The 16,802-nt window shown below is 69.4% G+C and carries 15 protein-coding genes and 1 pseudogene; 5 read left to right on the forward strand and 11 right to left on the reverse strand.

From position 1 onward, the window contains the following. Positions 1-273: 273 nt before the first annotated feature. From FJM51_RS18295 to FJM51_RS25345, 3 genes and pseudogenes are all read right to left on the reverse strand, one after another. Complete coding sequence (locus tag FJM51_RS18295; RefSeq protein ID WP_140455581.1) at positions 274-1,392, reverse strand: calcium-binding protein; 1,119 nt, start codon at positions 1,390-1,392, stop codon at positions 274-276. Between the two features lie 490 nt (positions 1,393-1,882). After that, positions 1,883-2,173, reverse strand: a complete 291-nt coding sequence (locus tag FJM51_RS24175) for an ATPase, T2SS/T4P/T4SS family (RefSeq protein WP_210240336.1) — start codon at positions 2,171-2,173, stop codon at positions 1,883-1,885. 110 nt (positions 2,174-2,283) lie between these two features. Then, positions 2,284-2,919 (reverse strand): annotated as a pseudogene (locus FJM51_RS25345) (hypothetical protein); the annotation flags it as partial. A gap of 125 nt (positions 2,920-3,044) precedes the next feature. Here FJM51_RS25345 and FJM51_RS18310 point away from each other — a divergent pair. Beyond that, on the forward strand, positions 3,045-3,269 hold the full coding sequence (locus FJM51_RS18310; protein WP_140455582.1) for a hypothetical protein: 225 nt from the start codon (positions 3,045-3,047) through the stop codon (positions 3,267-3,269). A gap of 152 nt (positions 3,270-3,421) precedes the next feature. Here FJM51_RS18310 and FJM51_RS18315 read toward each other — a convergent pair whose 3' ends face one another. The 7 genes from FJM51_RS18315 to FJM51_RS18345 form a co-directional block, all read right to left on the reverse strand. Then, the gene (locus FJM51_RS18315; RefSeq protein ID WP_140455583.1) at positions 3,422-4,297 is read right to left on the reverse strand and encodes an SRPBCC domain-containing protein; all 876 of its coding nucleotides are present in this window, start codon (positions 4,295-4,297) and stop codon (positions 3,422-3,424) included. Then, a complete protein-coding gene (locus FJM51_RS18320; protein ID WP_181164629.1) occupies positions 4,294-4,764 on the reverse strand; it encodes an SRPBCC family protein in 471 nt (156 codons plus the stop codon). Before FJM51_RS18320 ends, FJM51_RS18315 begins: the two co-directional genes overlap by 4 nt. A 2-nt stretch (positions 4,765-4,766) precedes the next feature. After that, complete coding sequence (locus tag FJM51_RS18325) at positions 4,767-5,108, reverse strand: ArsR/SmtB family transcription factor (protein ID WP_140455585.1); 342 nt, start codon at positions 5,106-5,108, stop codon at positions 4,767-4,769. Positions 5,109-5,195: 87 nt separating this feature from the next. Continuing rightward, positions 5,196-5,909, reverse strand: a complete 714-nt coding sequence (locus FJM51_RS18330) for a glutathione S-transferase family protein (protein ID WP_140455586.1) — start codon at positions 5,907-5,909, stop codon at positions 5,196-5,198. 46 nt (positions 5,910-5,955) lie between these two features. Next, a complete protein-coding gene (locus FJM51_RS18335) occupies positions 5,956-6,615 on the reverse strand; it encodes a glutathione S-transferase family protein (RefSeq protein ID WP_140455587.1) in 660 nt (219 codons plus the stop codon). 36 nt (positions 6,616-6,651) lie between these two features. Further along, entirely contained in the window at positions 6,652-7,134 is a 483-nt protein-coding gene (locus tag FJM51_RS18340; protein ID WP_140455588.1) for a VOC family protein, read from the reverse strand. Positions 7,135-7,416: 282 nt separating this feature from the next. Continuing rightward, a complete protein-coding gene (locus FJM51_RS18345) occupies positions 7,417-8,565 on the reverse strand; it encodes a DJ-1/PfpI family protein (RefSeq protein WP_140455589.1) in 1,149 nt (382 codons plus the stop codon). A gap of 116 nt (positions 8,566-8,681) precedes the next feature. Between FJM51_RS18345 and FJM51_RS18350 the strand changes: the two genes are divergently transcribed. Beyond that, positions 8,682-9,629, forward strand: a complete 948-nt coding sequence (locus FJM51_RS18350; RefSeq protein WP_140455590.1) for a GlxA family transcriptional regulator — start codon at positions 8,682-8,684, stop codon at positions 9,627-9,629. A 47-nt stretch (positions 9,630-9,676) separates the two neighbouring features. On the opposite strand, the gene FJM51_RS18355 is transcribed toward FJM51_RS18350, so the two are convergent. Beyond that, a complete protein-coding gene (locus tag FJM51_RS18355; RefSeq protein ID WP_140455591.1) occupies positions 9,677-10,669 on the reverse strand; it encodes an alpha/beta hydrolase in 993 nt (330 codons plus the stop codon). Positions 10,670-10,723: 54 nt separating this feature from the next. On the opposite strand from FJM51_RS18355, the gene FJM51_RS18360 reads away from it, so the two are divergent. From FJM51_RS18360 to treS, 3 genes are all read left to right on the forward strand, one after another. Then, positions 10,724-11,350, forward strand: coding sequence for a TetR/AcrR family transcriptional regulator (locus tag FJM51_RS18360; protein ID WP_181164623.1), 627 nt, complete (start codon positions 10,724-10,726; stop codon positions 11,348-11,350). A gap of 134 nt (positions 11,351-11,484) precedes the next feature. Then, complete coding sequence (locus FJM51_RS18365) at positions 11,485-13,455, forward strand: alpha-1,4-glucan--maltose-1-phosphate maltosyltransferase (RefSeq protein ID WP_140455593.1); 1,971 nt, start codon at positions 11,485-11,487, stop codon at positions 13,453-13,455. Then, positions 13,452-16,748: a maltose alpha-D-glucosyltransferase gene (treS, locus tag FJM51_RS18370; protein WP_140455594.1), complete on the forward strand. Its 3,297-nt coding sequence runs from the start codon at positions 13,452-13,454 to the stop codon at positions 16,746-16,748. Before FJM51_RS18365 ends, treS begins: the two co-directional genes overlap by 4 nt. The last annotated feature ends 54 nt before the right edge of the window (positions 16,749-16,802 follow it).

The raw sequence follows: 16,802 nt of genomic DNA on the forward strand, positions 1-16,802 counted from the left end.
CACATCCTCCGCCGCCTCGGCGTCCAGGTTGCGATAGGCGGCGGAGAAGCTGTCGGCGCGGTGCTCGCGCGACACGCCGCCGAGATTCCAGAGGGCGTGTCTCGAAGGTTCTCGGCGAGCGCGGTGAAGCTCTCGCCGCCCAGCACGGTGAGCCTCGTCAGGTACGATAATCGCCTTCAGGCACGCTCGGCGCGGATGTCGGCGCCTCGCTCACCGCGCGTGAGCCCTAGATGGTCGTTCGCGCATGAACGAGGGCTTGGAAGTCAGCCTGGCTTAAAGAATGAAGTCGTCCGCCGAATAGTCATCCGCGTGTACCCCGCGCCCGTCGAGCAGGGCGACGACCAGCACCTCCCGCCCGGTATCGGCGTAAAGGAGGCTGCCGTGGCTGTGCGGGTTCTCTTCGACCCAAACCTTGCCCGAGCCGCCGTGACCGCCGTCGTCGAAGGTGAATCGCTGGTTTCCGCCGCGCCACGACTTGGCGTCGAGGGCGTGCAAGTCGATCGTGTCCTCGCCAATGGTGAAATCGGAGATCCGGTCTCGCCCGGCGACTGGGCTGTCGTCGGCGTTTTCGAAGATGAACAGGTCTTCGCCGCCTCGACCCTTGAGATAGTCCGCCCCGGTACCGCCGGCCATCTCGTCCGCGCCAGCGCTACCGTACAAGGTGTCAGCTCCCGAGCCGCCGTCGAGGATGTTGCCATCGCCGCCCTTGACGCTCAGCCGGTCGTTGCCCACACCGCCGTAAAGTTCGGAATGAAGGTTCGTCTCGACGCGGCTTCCGTCGGTGTCGATGACCGAGGACAAGCGGTCGTTTCCGTTGCCGCCACGCACGAAAGACGTCGCCGTCTCCACTGAAGCTCCATAGGCGAAATACATTGTCGCCGAGACGCGGTCGTCTCCATTGCCGCCTGAGATGACGTTCCGGATGTCCTGATCGCCCGGATCCAGTATCCCGTGGAGACGAACATGACCGGTGATCTCGTCGTTACCGTTGCCGCCTGCCAGGTCGTTGACGGCCCGTACCGGGAAGGAGTCTCCGAGATGCGTCACATCTCCGGCAATCGTGTCGTCGCCATCGCCGCCGCGCCCGACAGTGAGCCCGTCCGCGGCGTTCCCGAAGCTGCCGGCGTAGAGGGTCAGCGCATCATCGCCATCGTCGCCATAGACATAGACCGCCGAAGTCCCATTGCCCTCCGTTTCGGCCCAGCCGGTCAGATCGTCGTTTCCGGCCCCGCCATCCATGAGGACCAGGGCCGTGTAATTTTCTTCGGTATTCTCCTGGATCAGAAATGTATCGTCGCCTCCCCCACCGTTGGCGATGACGGTCGAGGCTCCGGTACGGCGGTCGTCCAGATTGAAGACATCCGCGTCCTCGGAACCGAAATACGTCGTCATGAAACTCAGCCTTCATCAATCAGGGGGCGAGGTAGACCTCCCGCGCCGCAGATTTTCAATGATCCTTCCATCGGAGTGGTCCGAAATTACCACGCAGACACTTGAGGTTACGAGCTTGAGCGTAAGCTTCGGGGTCCGTCGTATCAGGCCGAGACCTACGCCTCCAACCTATGCGCGGCCTTCGAGAGGAGGAGGCCATGGCGTCGCCTCGAGGCCCATCCGGGCGGAGTTCGGCGTCGATGGATTCTTCTTCCGATACGAGCGCCATTTCATCTACTGGCGGTATCTTTCGAATGGCGACCTCGGTATCGCGACCGTCCTCCACGAGCGCATGCACCAGATCGACCGCTTCCGGGATGACTTCGCACCCGGCTGACCGCTTGGGCGGCGACAGCTGTCGGATCAAGGCGGGATTCGTCTGATCCTCCCGGCGCGCGCGGCGAGATATCCGCGATCGACGCGGGCGTCGAATGAACTCCGCTCGCGACGATCATGCGCCCTCGAGCGCCGGCAGGAACACCTCGAGCACACCGCGCCGTCCCTCGCGGCGTCCGACCTGGACGATGAGATCGAGGGTACGGGTGGCGTAGTCGAGGACGTCGGCGCGGGTCTGGCCTGCGCCGGCGCGCATTACCATGAGCGCAAGCCGTTCGAGCGCGAGCACCGGGCTGTCGGCGTGAATGGTCGAGATCGAGCCCGGGTGTCCGGTGTTGATCGCCTCGAGGAAGACGAGCGCCTCGGGCCCGCGCATCTCGCCGAGGATGAGCCGGTCGGGCCGCATACGCAAGCTTGAGACCAGCAGCTGCGCCGGCGAGCGCTCGGAGTCGCCGAGGCGCTCGGCGATGACGCGACGGCGTTCTCGTGTGGCGGATGCAGCTCGCGCGCGTCCTCGATGGTGACGAGCCGCTCGGCGGGAGTGGCGCGGGCGAGGAGCGCGCGGGCGACCGTGGTCTTGCCCGAGGAGGTGCCGCCCGAGACGAGGATGTTCATCCGCTCGGCGATGGCGCGATCGAAGAGCTCGGCGAGGCGGCCCTCGCGCGCGAGCCGGGCGATGCCGGCGAGACGGGCGCGGCGCTCGCCCTCGACGCTGACCTGGCGGCCGGCGAGGAAACCGATCTCATCGAGATCGAGCACGCGGGCGACGTATTTGCGGATCGAGAGCGCCGCGCCGTCCTCGACCGCCGGCGGCACCACGACCTGGACGCGGAGCGCCTGGCCGAAGGCGCGCAGGCTGCCCGAGACCAGGGGATGTCTCGGCCCGATCCGGTTGCCGGTCTCGCCGGCGAGATGATCGGCGAGCCGGCGCAGCCGCTCGGGCGCGAAGCGGGGAGCGGTTGCCACCATGTGCTCGGCCTCGGCGCGCTCGATCCAGACCGCGCCGTCAGGGTTCACCACGACTTCGTTGACCGCGTCGGAGACCAGCAGCTCGCGGAGCTCGCGCAACTCGTGCTCGGCATGGCTCGCCGAGGCGAGACCGGCCGGGGTCGGGGCAAAGGAGCGGGGCGGGATGAGAGGCTTGTCGAGCATCAGAACACCAGGTCTCGCGCGACGAAAATGGTGAGCCGGTCACCCTAGGAGACGTTGATCGTCGGGGCGATCCGGAGATAGGCGTCGAGCGCGCCGCTCGAGGCGGCGCGCAGGTCGTCGCCGATGTGCTCGACCGCATCGGCGGCGTCGCCATTGGTCCTGTCGTCGATGATGACCTGGGGCGCGAGGCCGACGCCGCCGGCCGCCTGATCGGCTCGGACAGCAGCGGGCCCCGGCTGACCTACCGCCGCGCCGGCGACGACAAGCTCAATTCCAGCGCCGCCCGGGCGGCGAGGAACCAGCAGTACTACGTCCGGAACTGGCAGGGGCAGGCCCGTGGGCGGGGATGAGAGGCGATCTCTTGGGCGGGCACCCGTGGAGGCACGATTATCCGCGATGACGGCTCCTGGCGGGACCGGTGGAGGATCTCCCGGAGCGTGGAAGATCCGCGGTTCCAGCCGCTCGGGACGGCCAAGGGGCCCGGGGGGATTCCGCCGTCTTCTCAGTCCGCGCCGATGAAACGCGCCAGCTTTGCCAGGGTCTGGAGGCCGAGCGCCTCGGCGCCGAAGCCCTTCGCGTCCTGATATTCGGCCGCCGTCGCGAAGACCATGCCGAGCGTCACCGTCGTCGCCCCGTCCGCCTCCTCGAAGGAAGCCCAGGCGTCGGCGTGCCTTGGCCCGTTCTCGCCCCGGAGAAGGGTGTAGGCGATCCGGTCCTCGGGGCGGATCTCGCGGTAGAGATGGTGGTTCGGATAGACCGTGCCGTCGGCGGCGATCATGTCGAAGACCCATTCGCCGCCCGTCCGCAGGTCGATCCGCTTCGTCCGGCACGAAAACCCGTCCGGCCCCCACCAGAGGGGCAGGGTCTCCGGGTTGACCCATGCGCCCCAGACCACCGGCCGGGGCGCCCGGATCAGGCGCCGCAGCACCATGGTCCGCGCCGCCACCCCCGCGAGGTTGTCGAGCCCGGCGCCGAAGCCTTGCCGGTAGTCCGCCTCCATGTCCTCGGCCGGGGAGGAAAGCTGGATCGTGAACGCCACCCGGCTCCCGCTGTCCGTCCCGGCGAAGGTGGCCGTCACCAGCGCCGCCGACTTCGTCACGCCCTCGGACGAGACCAGCTCGTAGTTCACGCTTCGGGCCGCTGGCCGAAGTTCCAGCCAGCCGACCTCGCAGCGGATGTCGGGCCGCCCCGGCACCTTGCAGAGCGAGATCTCGCGCCCGCCCGGCGCCGTGTCGGCCTCGACGAATTCCACCGTGACCGCCGGCGTCGGCGCGGCCCAGACCGCGCGCGCGGCGGGGGCCGTCCAGGCCTGCCACAGCGTTTCGACCGGCGCCTCGACCTCCCGCTCGAAATCGAGGGTTGCGAAGCGGCCGCTCATCGCGCCAGGCTCCTCGCATAGGCCTCGAGCTGGTCGGCCACGGTGCCCCAGCCGTCGAAGAAGCCCATTTCCTCGTGGCGCCGGCGGGTGGTGGGGTTCCGGTGGCGGGCGATCGCCGTGTAGGTCGTGCCGCCGCCCTCGGCGTCCCCGAGCAGGAGGATCGCGGTCATGAACGGGTCGGGCGCGGGCTTCCAGCCCTCGGCATAGGCGTCGGTGAAGACCAGCTTCTCGCCCGGGATCACCTCGAGATAGACGCCCGTGTTCTCCATCGTGTTGCCCTCGACGTCGAAGGTGGTGTTGAACCGCCCGCCGACGCGCAGGTCGAGGTCCACGGCCGTCACCCTGTGCGGCTTCGGGACGAAGAACCGCGGGATGTGCCTCGGGTCGGTCCAGCATTCCCAGATCAGCGACCGGGGCGCGGCCAGTGTCCGGGTGAAGCTGAGGTCGGTTTCCGGATCCAGATCCAGTGTCATCTCTCACGCTCCTTCATGAGTTGCGTCACATAGTCGTCCAGCCGGTCGAGCCGGGCCTCCCAGATCGCCCGCTGCTCGTCGAGCCAGGTCCGGATCGGTGTCAGCGCCTCCGGCACGATGGCGCAGGAGCGCACACGCCCGTCCTTCGACGTGGCGATCAGACCCGCTTCCTCCAGCACCGAAAGATGCCGCATCACCGTCGGCAGCCGCAGCCCGGTGGGCCGGGCCAGCTCCGTCACCGGCGCGGGTCCCTCCGCGAGTCGCGTCAGGATCGACCGGCGCGTGGGATCCGCCAGCGCGTGAAACAGCGGCGACAGATCGGGTTCATGCTTAGCCATGTCTCTAACTATTCCCGCCCGCGCGCCGAGTCCAGCGAAAACTTCGTCGAATGGCTAACTTTCTAGCGGCGCGATCCTGAAGGCCGCTCAGCGAGTCGCGGTTCCCGCGAAGATCGCGGGGTCCCAGCCCATGTCCTCGGGACCATGGGCGGCGATGTCGCGGCATTGATCCGCGACCGCCTTCCGGAAGGCCGGCCGCGCCAGGCACCGCTCGCGATAGGCCGAGAGGTTCGGATGGGCGCCAAGCAGATCCGCGTGGCCGGCGACGCGCAGGACGGAAGCCATCATCAGGTCGGCGGCGGTGAATTCATCCGCGACGAGGCAGGGGCGGTCCCCGAGCGCGGCCGAGAGCTTGCCGAGCCGCGCCCGCGCCGCCGCCACCGCGCCGGGGCGGCGCAGGTCGCGCAGCGTCTCGTCGCGCGTGAAGAAATCGACCTCGGCGACCGCCGAGAGCCAGGGCTCCACCGAATTGAGCGCGGCGATGACCCAGCTCCGGACCAGCGCCCGCGCATCGCGGTCCGCCGGCCAGAGCCTGCCCGAGCGCTCCGCGAGATCGAGCACGATCGCCCCGGTCTCGAAGAGGGCGGGGCGGCCGGTCTCCCGCAGGACGGGGACCTGACCGAAGGGCTGCTCGGCCAGATAGGCGCCGCTCGCCTGCGTCGCCGGGTCGATCAGCTCGACCTCGTAGTCCCAGCCGATCTCGTTCAGCATCCAGCGCACGCGATGGTCGCGCACCTGTCCCGCCGCGAAGGGTGGTACCCATTTGAGGGCGGTCAGCGTGATCCTGCCATGCTCGGGCATCTGGTCATCCTCGTGAAGGGGTGGCGCGCGTGAGGCCCGCCGGGCCTCATCCGGGCCGCCCGGAATGCGCGTCGAAGAAGGCGCGCTGCGCGGCGAAGGCGCGGCGAAAGGCCGGACGCGCCTCGGCGCGGGCGACATAGGCGGAAAGGTTCGGATATTCGTCCAGCAGGCCCGGGCCGCCGAGCCTGCGCAGCACGTCGGCCATCATCAGGTCGCCCGCGCTGAAGCCGCCGTCGAGCCAGTCGGCGCGACCAAGCCGGAGCGAGAGATCCCCGAGCCTGCCCCGGACGCGGTCCTCGGCGGCGCGCAGCCGCGGGGCGAACCAGGGCTCGTCCTTCTCCAGATACCGGGCGGCCTCGCAGTCCAGGATCGGCGGCTCCACCGTGCTGAGCGCCGCGAACATCCAGCCGATCGCGCGCGCCCGGGCATTCGCCTCGACCGGCAGCAGGCCGGCGTGGCGGCTCGCGATGTGAAGCACGATCGCCCCCGACTCGAAGAGGGTCAGGTCGCCGTCCTCGCAGGTGGGGATCTGCCCGAACGGGTGGAGCGTCCGGTGCGCTGGCGCCTTCATCGCGGCGAAGGATACCGGCCGCGCCCGGTAGGGCTGGCCGACCTCCTCGAAGGCCCAGCGGACCCGCATGTCGCGCGCCATCCCCTGCCCGCCATCCGGGGAATGCGCGAAGGCCGTGATCATGGGCGGCGGCATGGTGAGGACTCCCTCGTGGCCTGGTGTCCGGATGCCTCAGCCGGCCTCCGCCGCCGCTTCGATCCGGGCGATATCGATCTTTCGCATCGTCATCATCGCACCCATCGCGCGCTTGGCCCTGGCGCGGTCGGGATCGGTGGTCAGTTCCATCAGCCGCTTCGGCGTGATCTGCCAGGAATGGCCCCAGCGATCCTTGCACCAGCCGCATTCGCTCTCCGCGCCGCCGTTCCCGACGATCGCATCCCAGTAGCGGTCGGTCTCTTCCTGGCTTTCGGTCAGCACCATGAAGCTGACGGCTTCGTTCGGCGTGAACATCGGGCCCCCGTTCAGGCCGAGGAACGGCCGGCCGAGCACGGTGAATTCGACGGTCAGTTCGTTGCCTTCCCTGCCTCCGGGATAATCGGCCGGAGAGGCGTTCACCCGCTCGACACGGCTGTCGGGAAAGGTGGCGGCATAGAACGCGGCCGCCTTGCTGGCTTCGCCGTGGTCGAACCACAGGCAGGTGACGAGGCTGGTCATTTCCGTTCTCCCTTGCGTCTTTGTTCTTTCACGCCGCCGTGGCGGCGCGGGATCCGGTCCCCGCGGAGCCGAGGGCGTTGCCCACCTCGGATCCGCGCGCCGAAGTTTCCTGGCCGCCGCCGCGCAGGCGTTGGCGAAGAGGCATGGACCGGCGGCGTGACGGTCCGGGCGCGAGCATCGATAATACCGACCGGTTGGTATGTAGGTCAAGCTCCACGCGAAGCGCGCCTCCGGGGCCGCGCGCCGTCCCGGCGCCGGGCTGGCGGACCTCCGCGATGGCGATCACGGGCGATCCTCCTGCGAAACCCGCGTCTCGCCCGGCGCGTATTCCAGCTGCGCCGCGACGAAGCGGGCGGTGGCCGCGCCGTAGCGCGCCGCGATGGCCGCCAGCGTCGCATCGAGGATCGAGAGCGCCGGGGCGTCGCCCGGCGGGGGCAGGGTCGCGCCGTCGGCCGCCGGCCGGTCCGGGAGGAGCCGGAGTCCGCCGCGGGTGGTGACCGGACCCTCGGCGGTGGTCACGACGCGGGCGCGCCAGGCGCGGGACCAGGCGTCGGCGACCAGCGCCAGCGATACCTCGTCGATGCCCTCGGAGACCGGCAGCGCCAGCGTCTCGCCGCGCCCGGTGGCCAGGCGGTTGGCGAGCGCCGTCGCCGCGAAGGGGCGGGTGAGGCCGAAGGCGGCGCTGTCGTGCCGGGCGTCCCAGGTCGCGAGGCCGAGGTCGCGGGCGACCTCCGCCGCCTTCTCCCGTCCCGCGATCGCCTCGACGAGGGTCAGCGTCATCGGCGCCGAGGCGGTGACGCCGGTCGTCGTCGCCACCCGGCCGTCGATGACGAAACGCCTGTCCGGCACCCAGGTGAGCGCGGGTTCGAGCCGTTCGAGCTTCCGCCGGTGGTACCAGTGCGTCGTCGCACGCCGGCCTTCAAGCAGCCCGGCGGCGGCGACGACCCGGGCACCGGCGCAGACGCCGATGACGATGGCCCCCTTCGCCGCCTGCGCCCGGATCCAGGCGATCACCGCGGGATCGTCGTCGCGGCTCATCGCCGGCACGACGACGTAGTCGGCCCCTTCCGGATAGGTCGCGTCGAACGTCGCCGTTGCCATGTCGGGCTCCACGGTCAGCGCCGGATAGAGCCGCGCCGGTCCGGGGGCCGCCGCCACCGCCACCACCTCGGCGACGTCGGCGCGCTTCAGGATGCCATGGGGCATCAGGTAGTCGGTGACCTCGGTGGCGTCGTTGAGGGCGAGGATGGCGACGACGGGACGCTCCCGCTTCGGCGGGCGGAGCGCGGCCACCGTCGCCTCGGCCTCCGCCGGACCGATGGCCCCGGGCGCGGGGCGCGCCGGGGCGGGCGGGAGGGACAGCAGCCAAGCGGCGAAGCCGCCGGTCGCCAGAAGGAGCAGGATCGCGAGGGTCAGGGCGACGCGCCGCATCGAGGCACCTCCCATGCCCGCGAACCTGTCCGGAAGGGGAGGGCCCGCGGATTTGTCCCCGCAGGGTAGCCGCGCTACCTCACGGCTGAAATGACATAGAACCGGCGAAAACTGCCATGGGGCGAACCGTCGCCATCGTCATCCATCCCGGCTTCCAGCTGCTCGACGCGGCGGGGCCGATGGCGGCCTTCGAACTCGCAGCGCGCTTCGCGCCGGGCAGCTACGCGCTCCGGATGGTCGCGCCGGCGGCGGGCCGCGCCGGTGGCGTCGTCGCGAGCTCGGCCGGGGCGGACATGGTGGCAAGGCCGCTCCCGGGCGCGCCTCCGGACACGGTGATCGTCGCCGGCGGCGAGATCGTCAGGGTGCCCGCGGCCGCCGGGGAGATCGTCGACTGGCTCCGGCGGACGCGCGCCCGGCGCATCGCCAGCGTCTGTTCCGGCGCCTTCCTGCTCGCCGCCGCCGGCCTCCTCGACGGGCGGCGCGCGACGACGCACTGGGACAGCGCCGAGGATCTCGCCCGCCGCCACCCGGAGGTGCGCGTGGAACCGGACCGGATCTTCGTGCGGGATGGCGACACCTGGACCTCCGCCGGGATCACGGCCGGGATCGACCTCGCCCTCGCGCTCGTCGAGGACGATCTGGGCGCCGCCCTCGCCAGACGCGTGGCGCGGCAACTCGTCCTCCACCAGCGCCGGGCAGGGGGGCAGACGCAGTTCTCGGCGCTTCTCGACATCGGCGGCGCCACCGGGCGGTTCGGCCCGCTCATCGACTGGATCCGCGCTCATCTCGGCGAGCGGCTGACGGTCGAGCGGCTCGCCGCCGAGGCGGCGATGAGTCCGCGCAACTTCGCCCGCGCCTTCGGCGCCGAGACCGGAAGCACGCCGGCGAAGGCCGTCGAACGCCTGCGCCTCGAGGCGGCGCGCACCGCCGTCGAGACGAGCCTGCGCCCGCTCGAGGAGATCGCGAGGGTTCACGGCTTCACCGATGCCGGCCACATGCGCCGCGCCTTCCTCCGCGCCCTCGGCCAGCCGCCGCTGGCGCTCCGGCGCGCGGCGAGGGGGTGAGGCCCCAGGGCCATGCGCCGCGCCCAACGCATGAGCCAGCGGGGAAATCAGGCCACAGCCCGCTCCGGAGCGGGCATCCCGGACTCCGCCCGGGTCGCGTGGATGAAGTCCAGAATGGCATCACGCATCCGCGTCAGCCCGGGCTCCTCGATCGGGTAGTGGCTCGCGTTCTCGAGCATCACCCGCCGGACAGGCACCCGACGGATCCGGTCGAGGAAGGCGGTGCTCATCCAGAGCGGCGTCCAACGGTCCTCGGCGGGCTGGGTCAGGAGCACGGGGCAGACGTCGAATGCCTCGGGCTCGACGTCGAATTTCGGGCGCATGAAGCTTTCCAGGAAGGCCATGCTCACCCAGTTGCCGGCCGAACTGCCATCGGCCAGCAGGTCGCGCATCGCCGCCCGGTCATTGACGAGCGCGTGCATCTTGCCGACCAGCCGCATCGGCAGCCTCAGCCGGCGCAGGCCGGAGAGCTTGCCGAGGGGGAGCATCGGCAGCGAGAGACGCCCGAGCAGCGGCGTCAGGGTGGCGCCGAGCGCGACCTCGCGGTTCCGCAGGTCGAGGAAGGTCATGCCGATGATCCCCGCCACGCGCGCGCGGGCTCGGCAGGCGACATGGTAGGTCAGCATGCCGCCCGCGCTGAGGCCGTAGAGATAGACGGGACGCGGATCGCGCGCCATCTCGGCCTCCACGAAATCCACCCCGGCCTGGACCCAGTCGTCATAGGTCACGGTGGCGCCCGGCGCGACCGCGGTCACGCCATAGCCGGGCATGTCGATGGCGACCGTCTCGATCCCCGAACGCGCCAGCGGATGGCCCAGGATGGTCGTCATCTGCCGCCCGTTGGTGCCCACTCCGTGAAACAGGATGACCCGCGCCGGGGCCTCCGGACGGAGATAACGGTCGAGATGGATCCGGTGGCCGCGCCAGGACCAGATCTCCTCGACCGGCAGGTCCGCTTCCGCCAGCCGGTAGCCTTCCGGAAGATGGCTCTGGATCCGGCTCCAGGCGGCCTGATCGCGATAGCTCGGGTATGTCTGCATGGGGGTTCTCCTTGACGGCGTCATTGGCGGGATTAAAACAGACATATGTCGGATATGAACGATAATCAACATCTGTCGGATCTTGTTCTCGCGCGGCTGGAGGACAGCCCTCGGCAGCGCCGGTCCCGGGACCGGCTGCGGCGGGCGCTCGAGGCGGCCGGGCGGCTCCTGCGCGAAGGGGGGCTGGAACTGTGCTCGATCCCGGAAGTGGCCAAGGCATCGGACGTGCCGCGCGCCGCGATCTACCGCTACTTCCCGGACCGGGCGGCGCTTCTCTCCGCGATGGCCGGGACGAGCATGGAGCGGCTCGGGGCGGTCATCCGCGAGGCGCTGGAGGCGGACGACGCGCCGCCCGGCCGGCTGGTCGAGCGGGCCATCGCCGAGTCCGCGCGGTTCTGCGACGAGGATCCGGTCACGGGCATCCTGCTGTTCAACGGGCCTTTCGGCGTCGACGACCGCCAGTCCCACCACCGGAAATCCCGGCTCATCGTCGAAACGCTTCTCCCGCGGCTGCCCCCCGGGACCTCGGCGGAGACCGTGGCGCTGACGGTCGAGATCGCCTTCGCCTGCCTGCGCTACGGCTATTTCCGCGACGGACATGTCAGCCCCGGCATCGCGGCGCAGGCATCGCGCGCGGCGCTGGCCTTCCTGGGACTTTCCGATCCTTCGCCGCGCGCGTGAGAGCGGCGATGGCGGCCCGGATCTTCCCGCGCGCGGAACCCCCGCCGCGAGAGCCGCGTTGGCTCTCGGGTGGCGGTTGATCTAACCTCGGAGGGAGAGGTCGCCCGGGCGGACTCGCTGAGAGTGGAGGCAAGATGGATGATCACGCGAGCGAAGAACTCGTTTCGGGGACATTGAGAGGTCTCGCGGCGCGGCGCATAGCGATCGAGGGAATCAGTCTGGAAATCGACGGGGGCAGGTTCGCGGCGAAGGCCGTGGCCGGGCGCCCCGTCGTCGTGGAGGCGGACGTGTTCGGCGACGGGCACGACGTCTTCGGCGCCGCCGTCCTTCTGCCGGACGGGCGCGAGGTTTCGATGAAGCATGTCGCGAACGATCTCTGGACGGCCGAGGTGACATTTCCCGAGATCGGGGCCACCTGGTTCACCATCCTCGGCTGGCGCGACAGCTGGGGGCACTGGTCGCGGGACACGAGGAAGAAGCTGGCCGCCGGGCTCGACCTGAGCGTCGAGATGCAGGAGGCGGCGCTCATCCTCGACAAGGTGGAGGCCGAGGGCGCGGACCGGCCCCGGATCGACGCGCTGAAATCCGCGGCGGCGGCCAGGAACGCCGATCTGCTGCTCTCGCCCGAGACCGACCATCTCATGGACCGGCTCGGCCCCCGCGCGAATCTCACCCGCTACAAGCGCGACATCCCCGTCTGGGTCGACCGCGAGCGCGCGGCCTTCTCGGCCTGGTACGAACTCTTCCCCCGCTCGGCCGGGGCGGAGGGACGGCATGGCACCTTCCGCGACGTGATCGGGAAGCTGGCCTATGTGCATGACCTCGGCTTCGACGTGCTCTACTTCCCGCCGATCCACCCGATCGGGACGACGAACCGCAAGGGAAGGAACAATTCGCTCCGCGCCGGGGAGGGCGACGTCGGCTCGCCCTACGCCATCGGCTCGCGGGAGGGCGGGATGGACGCGGTGCATCCCGAGCTTGGCACGCTCGAGGATTTCGACGCCCTCGTCGCCGCGGCGCACGAACACGGGCTCGAGATCGCGCTCGACATCGCGCTCAACTCGTCGCCCGATCATCCCTGGATCGAGGAGCACCCCGACTGGTTCGAGCGCCGGCCCGACGGCACGATCAAATACGCCGAGAACCCGCCGAAGAAATACGAGGACATCGTCAACTTCCGCTACTACCGCGACGACGGCACGGCGAACGAGCCGTTCTGGGCGGCGATCCGCGACACCTTCCTGTTCTGGATCGGGCACGGCGTCACGATCTTCCGCGTCGACAACCCGCACACCAAGCCGTTCCCGTTCTGGGAATGGATCATCGCCCAGGTCCGCGAGACCTGCCCGGAGGCGATCTTCCTCTCGGAGGCCTTCACCCGGCCGAAGCTGATGAAGCGGCTCGCGAAGGTCGGCTTCAACCAGAGCTACACCTACTACACCTGGCGCGAGACGAAGGCGGAGCTGACCGAATACCTGACCGAGCTCACGACCGAGGAATGCCGCCACTACATGCGGCCGAACTTCTTCGTCAACACGCCCGACATCAATCCCTACTTCCACCACACGTCGGGACGCCCGGGATTCAGGACGCGGGCGATCCTCGCCGGGTCGCTCGTCGGGAACTGGGGGATGTACCAGGGCTTCGAATTCTGCGAGGCGGACTGGCTGCCGCCGAAGGATGAATACCTGAACTCGGAAAAATACGAGATCAAGCATCGCGACCTCGACGCGCCGGGCAACATCAAGGACGACGTGCGGCTGATCAACCGGATCCGCCGCGAGAATCCGGCGATGCGCGACTACCTGAACCTCACGTTCCGGAATGCCTGGCACGAGCAGGTGCTCTGCTATTCACGCTTCGACAGGGCGGCGCGGAACTATCTGCTGTTCCATGTCCTGCTCGATCCGCATGCCGGCGCGGATTTCCATTTCGAACTGCCGCTCTGGGAGTTCGGGCTGCCCGATGACGGCTCGCTGGAGGTCGAGGATGCGATCCACGGCAACCGCTTCACCTGGCACGGCAAGACGCATTGGCTGTCGCTGAACCCCTACGACAGGCCCTACGCCATCTGGAAACTGTTCCCGCCGGGAGGAGCGCGATGAACGTGGTCGAGAAAAGCCTTCTGGCTCCCGATCCCTCTCTCACAAGACCGGACTGGTACAAGGACGCGATCATCTACCAGATCCACGTCAAGGCCTTCCAGGATTCCGACGGCGACGGGATGGGCGACTTCGCCGGGCTGATGCGCCGTCTGGACCATGTCCAGGAACTGGGCGCGACGGCGATCTGGCTGCTGCCGTTCTACCCCTCGCCGCTGCGCGACGACGGCTACGACATCGCCGAATACAAGGCGATCAACCCGCAATACGGCTCGATGGAGGATTTCGAGGGTTTCGTCGAGGAGGCGCACCGGCGCGGGCTGAAGGTCATCACCGAACTCGTCATCAACCACACCTCCGACCAGCATCCGTGGTTCCAGCGCGCGCGGCAGGCCCCCAAGGGCAGTCCCGAGCGCGACTTCTATGTCTGGTCCGACGACGACCAGAAATGGCCCGAGACCCGGATTATCTTCACCGATACCGAACTCTCCAACTGGACCTGGGATCCGCTGGCCGAGCAGTTCTACTGGCACCGCTTCTTCAGCCACCAGCCGGACCTGAACTTCGACAATCCCGAGGTGCTGGCGCAGGTGCTCGACGTGATGCACTTCTGGCTCGACAAGGGCGTGGACGGGCTCAGGCTCGACGCGATCCCGTATCTCGTCGAACGCGACGGCACCAACAACGAGAACCTGCCCGAGACGCACGACGTGCTGAAGGCGATCCGCGCCGATCTCGACAGGCATTACGACGGCAAGATGCTGCTCGCGGAGGCGAACCAGTGGCCCGAGGACACCCGCCCCTATTTCGGCGAGGGCGACGAGTGCCACATGGGTTTCCACTTCCCGCTGATGCCTAGGATGTACATGGCGGTGGCGCAGGAGGACCGCTACCCGATCACCGACATCATCCGGCAGACGCCCGAGATCCCCGAGGGCTGCCAGTGGGGCATATTCCTTCGCAACCATGACGAACTGACGCTCGAGATGGTGACGGACCGCGAGCGCGACTATCTCTGGAGCTTCTACGCCAGCGACAAGCGGGCGCGGATCAACATGGGCATCCGCCGCCGGCTCGCGCCGCTCTTGCAGAACGACCGGCGCAAGATCGAACTCCTGAACTCGCTCCTGTTCTCGATGCCCGGCACGCCGATCGTCTATTACGGCGACGAGATCGGCATGGGCGACAACTACTATCTCGGCGACCGCGACGGCGTGCGCACGCCGATGCAGTGGTCTGCCGACCGCAACGCCGGCTTCAGCCGCGCCAATCCGCAGGCGCTCTACCTGCCGACGATCCAGGACCCGGTCCACGGCTACGAGGCGGTGAATGTCGAGGCGCAGCAGACCGCGCCCGCCTCGCTCCTCAACTGGATGAAGCGGATGATCGGCGTGCGCCAGCGCCACCCGGTCCTCGGCCGGGGCGAGATCGAGCTCCTCTACCCGCGCAACCGCAAGGTGCTCGCCTTCCTGCGGCATGGCGAGGGCGAGGACATCCTCTGCGTCGCCAATGTCTCGCGCGCGGCGCAGGCGGCCGAGATCGACCTCTCGGCCTATGCCGGCCGCGTGCCGATCGAGCTGACCGACCAGTCGCCGTTCCCGCCGATCGGGGAACTGCCCTATCTGCTGACGCTGCCGCCCTTCGGCTTCTACTGGTTCCACCTCGCCGACGAGACCGGGGGCCCGTCCTGGCACACCCCCTATCCCCAGATGCTCCCTGATTTCCTGACGCTGACGACGCGCGACGGGACGCTCGCCACGGCGCTCGCGGACCGCTCCGCCCAGCAGTTCCAGCAGACCTCGCTCCGCGACTACCTGAAGCTGCAGCGCTGGTTCGCGATGAAGGAGGCGCGGATCGAGAGCGCGCAGGTGAAGCCGCTCGCCTCCCTGCCGAACGGCAGCCTGCTCGCGGTGACCGACGTCCGGGCCGGGGGGCAGGAGCAGCGCTACTTCATGCCGCTCGCCGCCGTCTGGGACGAGGAGGCGCTGTCGCTGTCGCCGCGCCTTCCCGCGACGCTCGCGAAACTGCGCCGTGCCAACAAGGTCGGCGCGCTGGTCGATGGCGCCTCCGACGACGACACGGCCCGCGCCCTTCTCGACGCGATCCGCGCCGGGATCGACCTTCCCGCGCGGAACGGCGGGATCCGGCTCCACCCGAGCCCGCTCATGGCCCAGGTTCCGGAGGACGTGGGCGCTCCGCGGCTTCTGTCGGCCGAGCAGTCGAACGCCTCCATCGCCTTCGGCGACAGCGTGATCCTGAAGCTCTACCGCCGCCTCCAGCCCGGCATCCAGCCGGATATCGAGGTCGCGCGCTTTCTCACCGAGGAGACCGATTTCGAGGCGACGCCCGCCCTGCTGGGCACCGTGGACTGGATCGACGCCGACGGCACCGTCACCACGCTGGCAGCGGCCTCGGCCTTCGTCCGCAACCAGGGCGACGCCTGGACCTATGTCACCGAGGCGCTCGACCGCGACATGGAGACCCAGCTCATCCGCGAATCCGGCACCGAGACGGAGGAGAGCGAGCCGGTCATGGGCGGCCCGCTCGATCTCGGCGCGGTGCTCGGCCGGCGCACGGCCGAGCTTCATCGCGCCCTCGGGAGCGGCGCGCCCGGCACCGACTTCGCGCCGGAGCCGCTGACGGCCGGGCATGTGTCGGAGGCGATCGCGGAGGTGAAGGCCGAGCTTGGCCAGGTGATGGACCGGCTCGGCTCGGCGGTTCCGGATCTGCCCGAGCGGACACGCCCGCTGGCCGAGGCCGTCCTCGCCGCGCGTCCCGCGCTCGAGGCGAGGATCGAGGCCCTGTCGCGGGCCGAACCCTCCGGGGGCCGGTCGCGGATCCATGGCGACTATCACCTCGGGCAGGTGCTCGTGGTGCAGACCGACGTGATGATCATCGACTTCGAGGGCGAACCGGCGCGCTCCCTCGCGGAGCGGACCGCCAAGGCCTCGCCCCTTCGCGATGTCGCCGGCATGCTGCGCAGCTTCGACTACGCGCTCTGGTCCACCGCGCGCCGGCGGATCGAACTCGGCTCCGATCCCGATCGGACGCTGGTCGCCACCGAAGGCTGGCGCGAGAGCACGCGGCGCGCCTTCCTCGACGCCTACCGGAGCACGATGGCCGGATCCGATCTGCTCCCGGAGCCCGGGTTCGAGCAGCGATTGCTCGACCTCTTCCTGATCCAGAAGGCGGCCTACGAGGTCGGCTACGAGATGGCCATGCGGCCCGACTGGATCGACATTCCACTGCGCGGGCTGCTGGCCCTCGCCGAACAAGATACGGGAGCTTCCACGTGAGCGAAGACGGCACCCGAACCATCGACCGCCTGTCCGCCGAGGGCGCCCTTCAGG

The organism is Amaricoccus solimangrovi (assembly GCF_006385685.1).
GTDB lineage: Bacteria > Pseudomonadota > Alphaproteobacteria > Rhodobacterales > Rhodobacteraceae > Amaricoccus > Amaricoccus solimangrovi.

What these genes read in the sequence shown, in the direction of transcription:
- FJM51_RS18350 (WP_140455590.1), top strand. Translation starts at nt 8,682, where the DNA reads ATGGGGCGAACCGTCGCCATCGTCATCCATCCCGGCTTCCAGCTGCTC.
- FJM51_RS18325 (WP_140455585.1), bottom strand. Translation starts at nt 5,108, where the DNA reads ATGGCTAAGCATGAACCCGATCTGTCGCCGCTGTTTCACGCGCTGGCG.
- FJM51_RS18360 (WP_181164623.1), top strand. Translation starts at nt 10,724, where the DNA reads ATGAACGATAATCAACATCTGTCGGATCTTGTTCTCGCGCGGCTGGAG.
- FJM51_RS24175 (WP_210240336.1), bottom strand. Translation starts at nt 2,173, where the DNA reads ATGCGGCCCGACCGGCTCATCCTCGGCGAGATGCGCGGGCCCGAGGCG.
- FJM51_RS18355 (WP_140455591.1), bottom strand. Translation starts at nt 10,669, where the DNA reads ATGCAGACATACCCGAGCTATCGCGATCAGGCCGCCTGGAGCCGGATC.
- FJM51_RS18340 (WP_140455588.1), bottom strand. Translation starts at nt 7,134, where the DNA reads ATGACCAGCCTCGTCACCTGCCTGTGGTTCGACCACGGCGAAGCCAGC.
- FJM51_RS18315 (WP_140455583.1), bottom strand. Translation starts at nt 4,297, where the DNA reads ATGAGCGGCCGCTTCGCAACCCTCGATTTCGAGCGGGAGGTCGAGGCG.
- FJM51_RS18330 (WP_140455586.1), bottom strand. Translation starts at nt 5,909, where the DNA reads ATGCCCGAGCATGGCAGGATCACGCTGACCGCCCTCAAATGGGTACCA.
- FJM51_RS18345 (WP_140455589.1), bottom strand. Translation starts at nt 8,565, where the DNA reads ATGCGGCGCGTCGCCCTGACCCTCGCGATCCTGCTCCTTCTGGCGACC.
- FJM51_RS18295 (WP_140455581.1), bottom strand. Translation starts at nt 1,392, where the DNA reads ATGACGACGTATTTCGGTTCCGAGGACGCGGATGTCTTCAATCTGGAC.
- FJM51_RS18365 (WP_140455593.1), top strand. Translation starts at nt 11,485, where the DNA reads ATGGATGATCACGCGAGCGAAGAACTCGTTTCGGGGACATTGAGAGGT.
- FJM51_RS18335 (WP_140455587.1), bottom strand. Translation starts at nt 6,615, where the DNA reads ATGCCGCCGCCCATGATCACGGCCTTCGCGCATTCCCCGGATGGCGGG.
- treS (WP_140455594.1), top strand. Translation starts at nt 13,452, where the DNA reads ATGAACGTGGTCGAGAAAAGCCTTCTGGCTCCCGATCCCTCTCTCACA.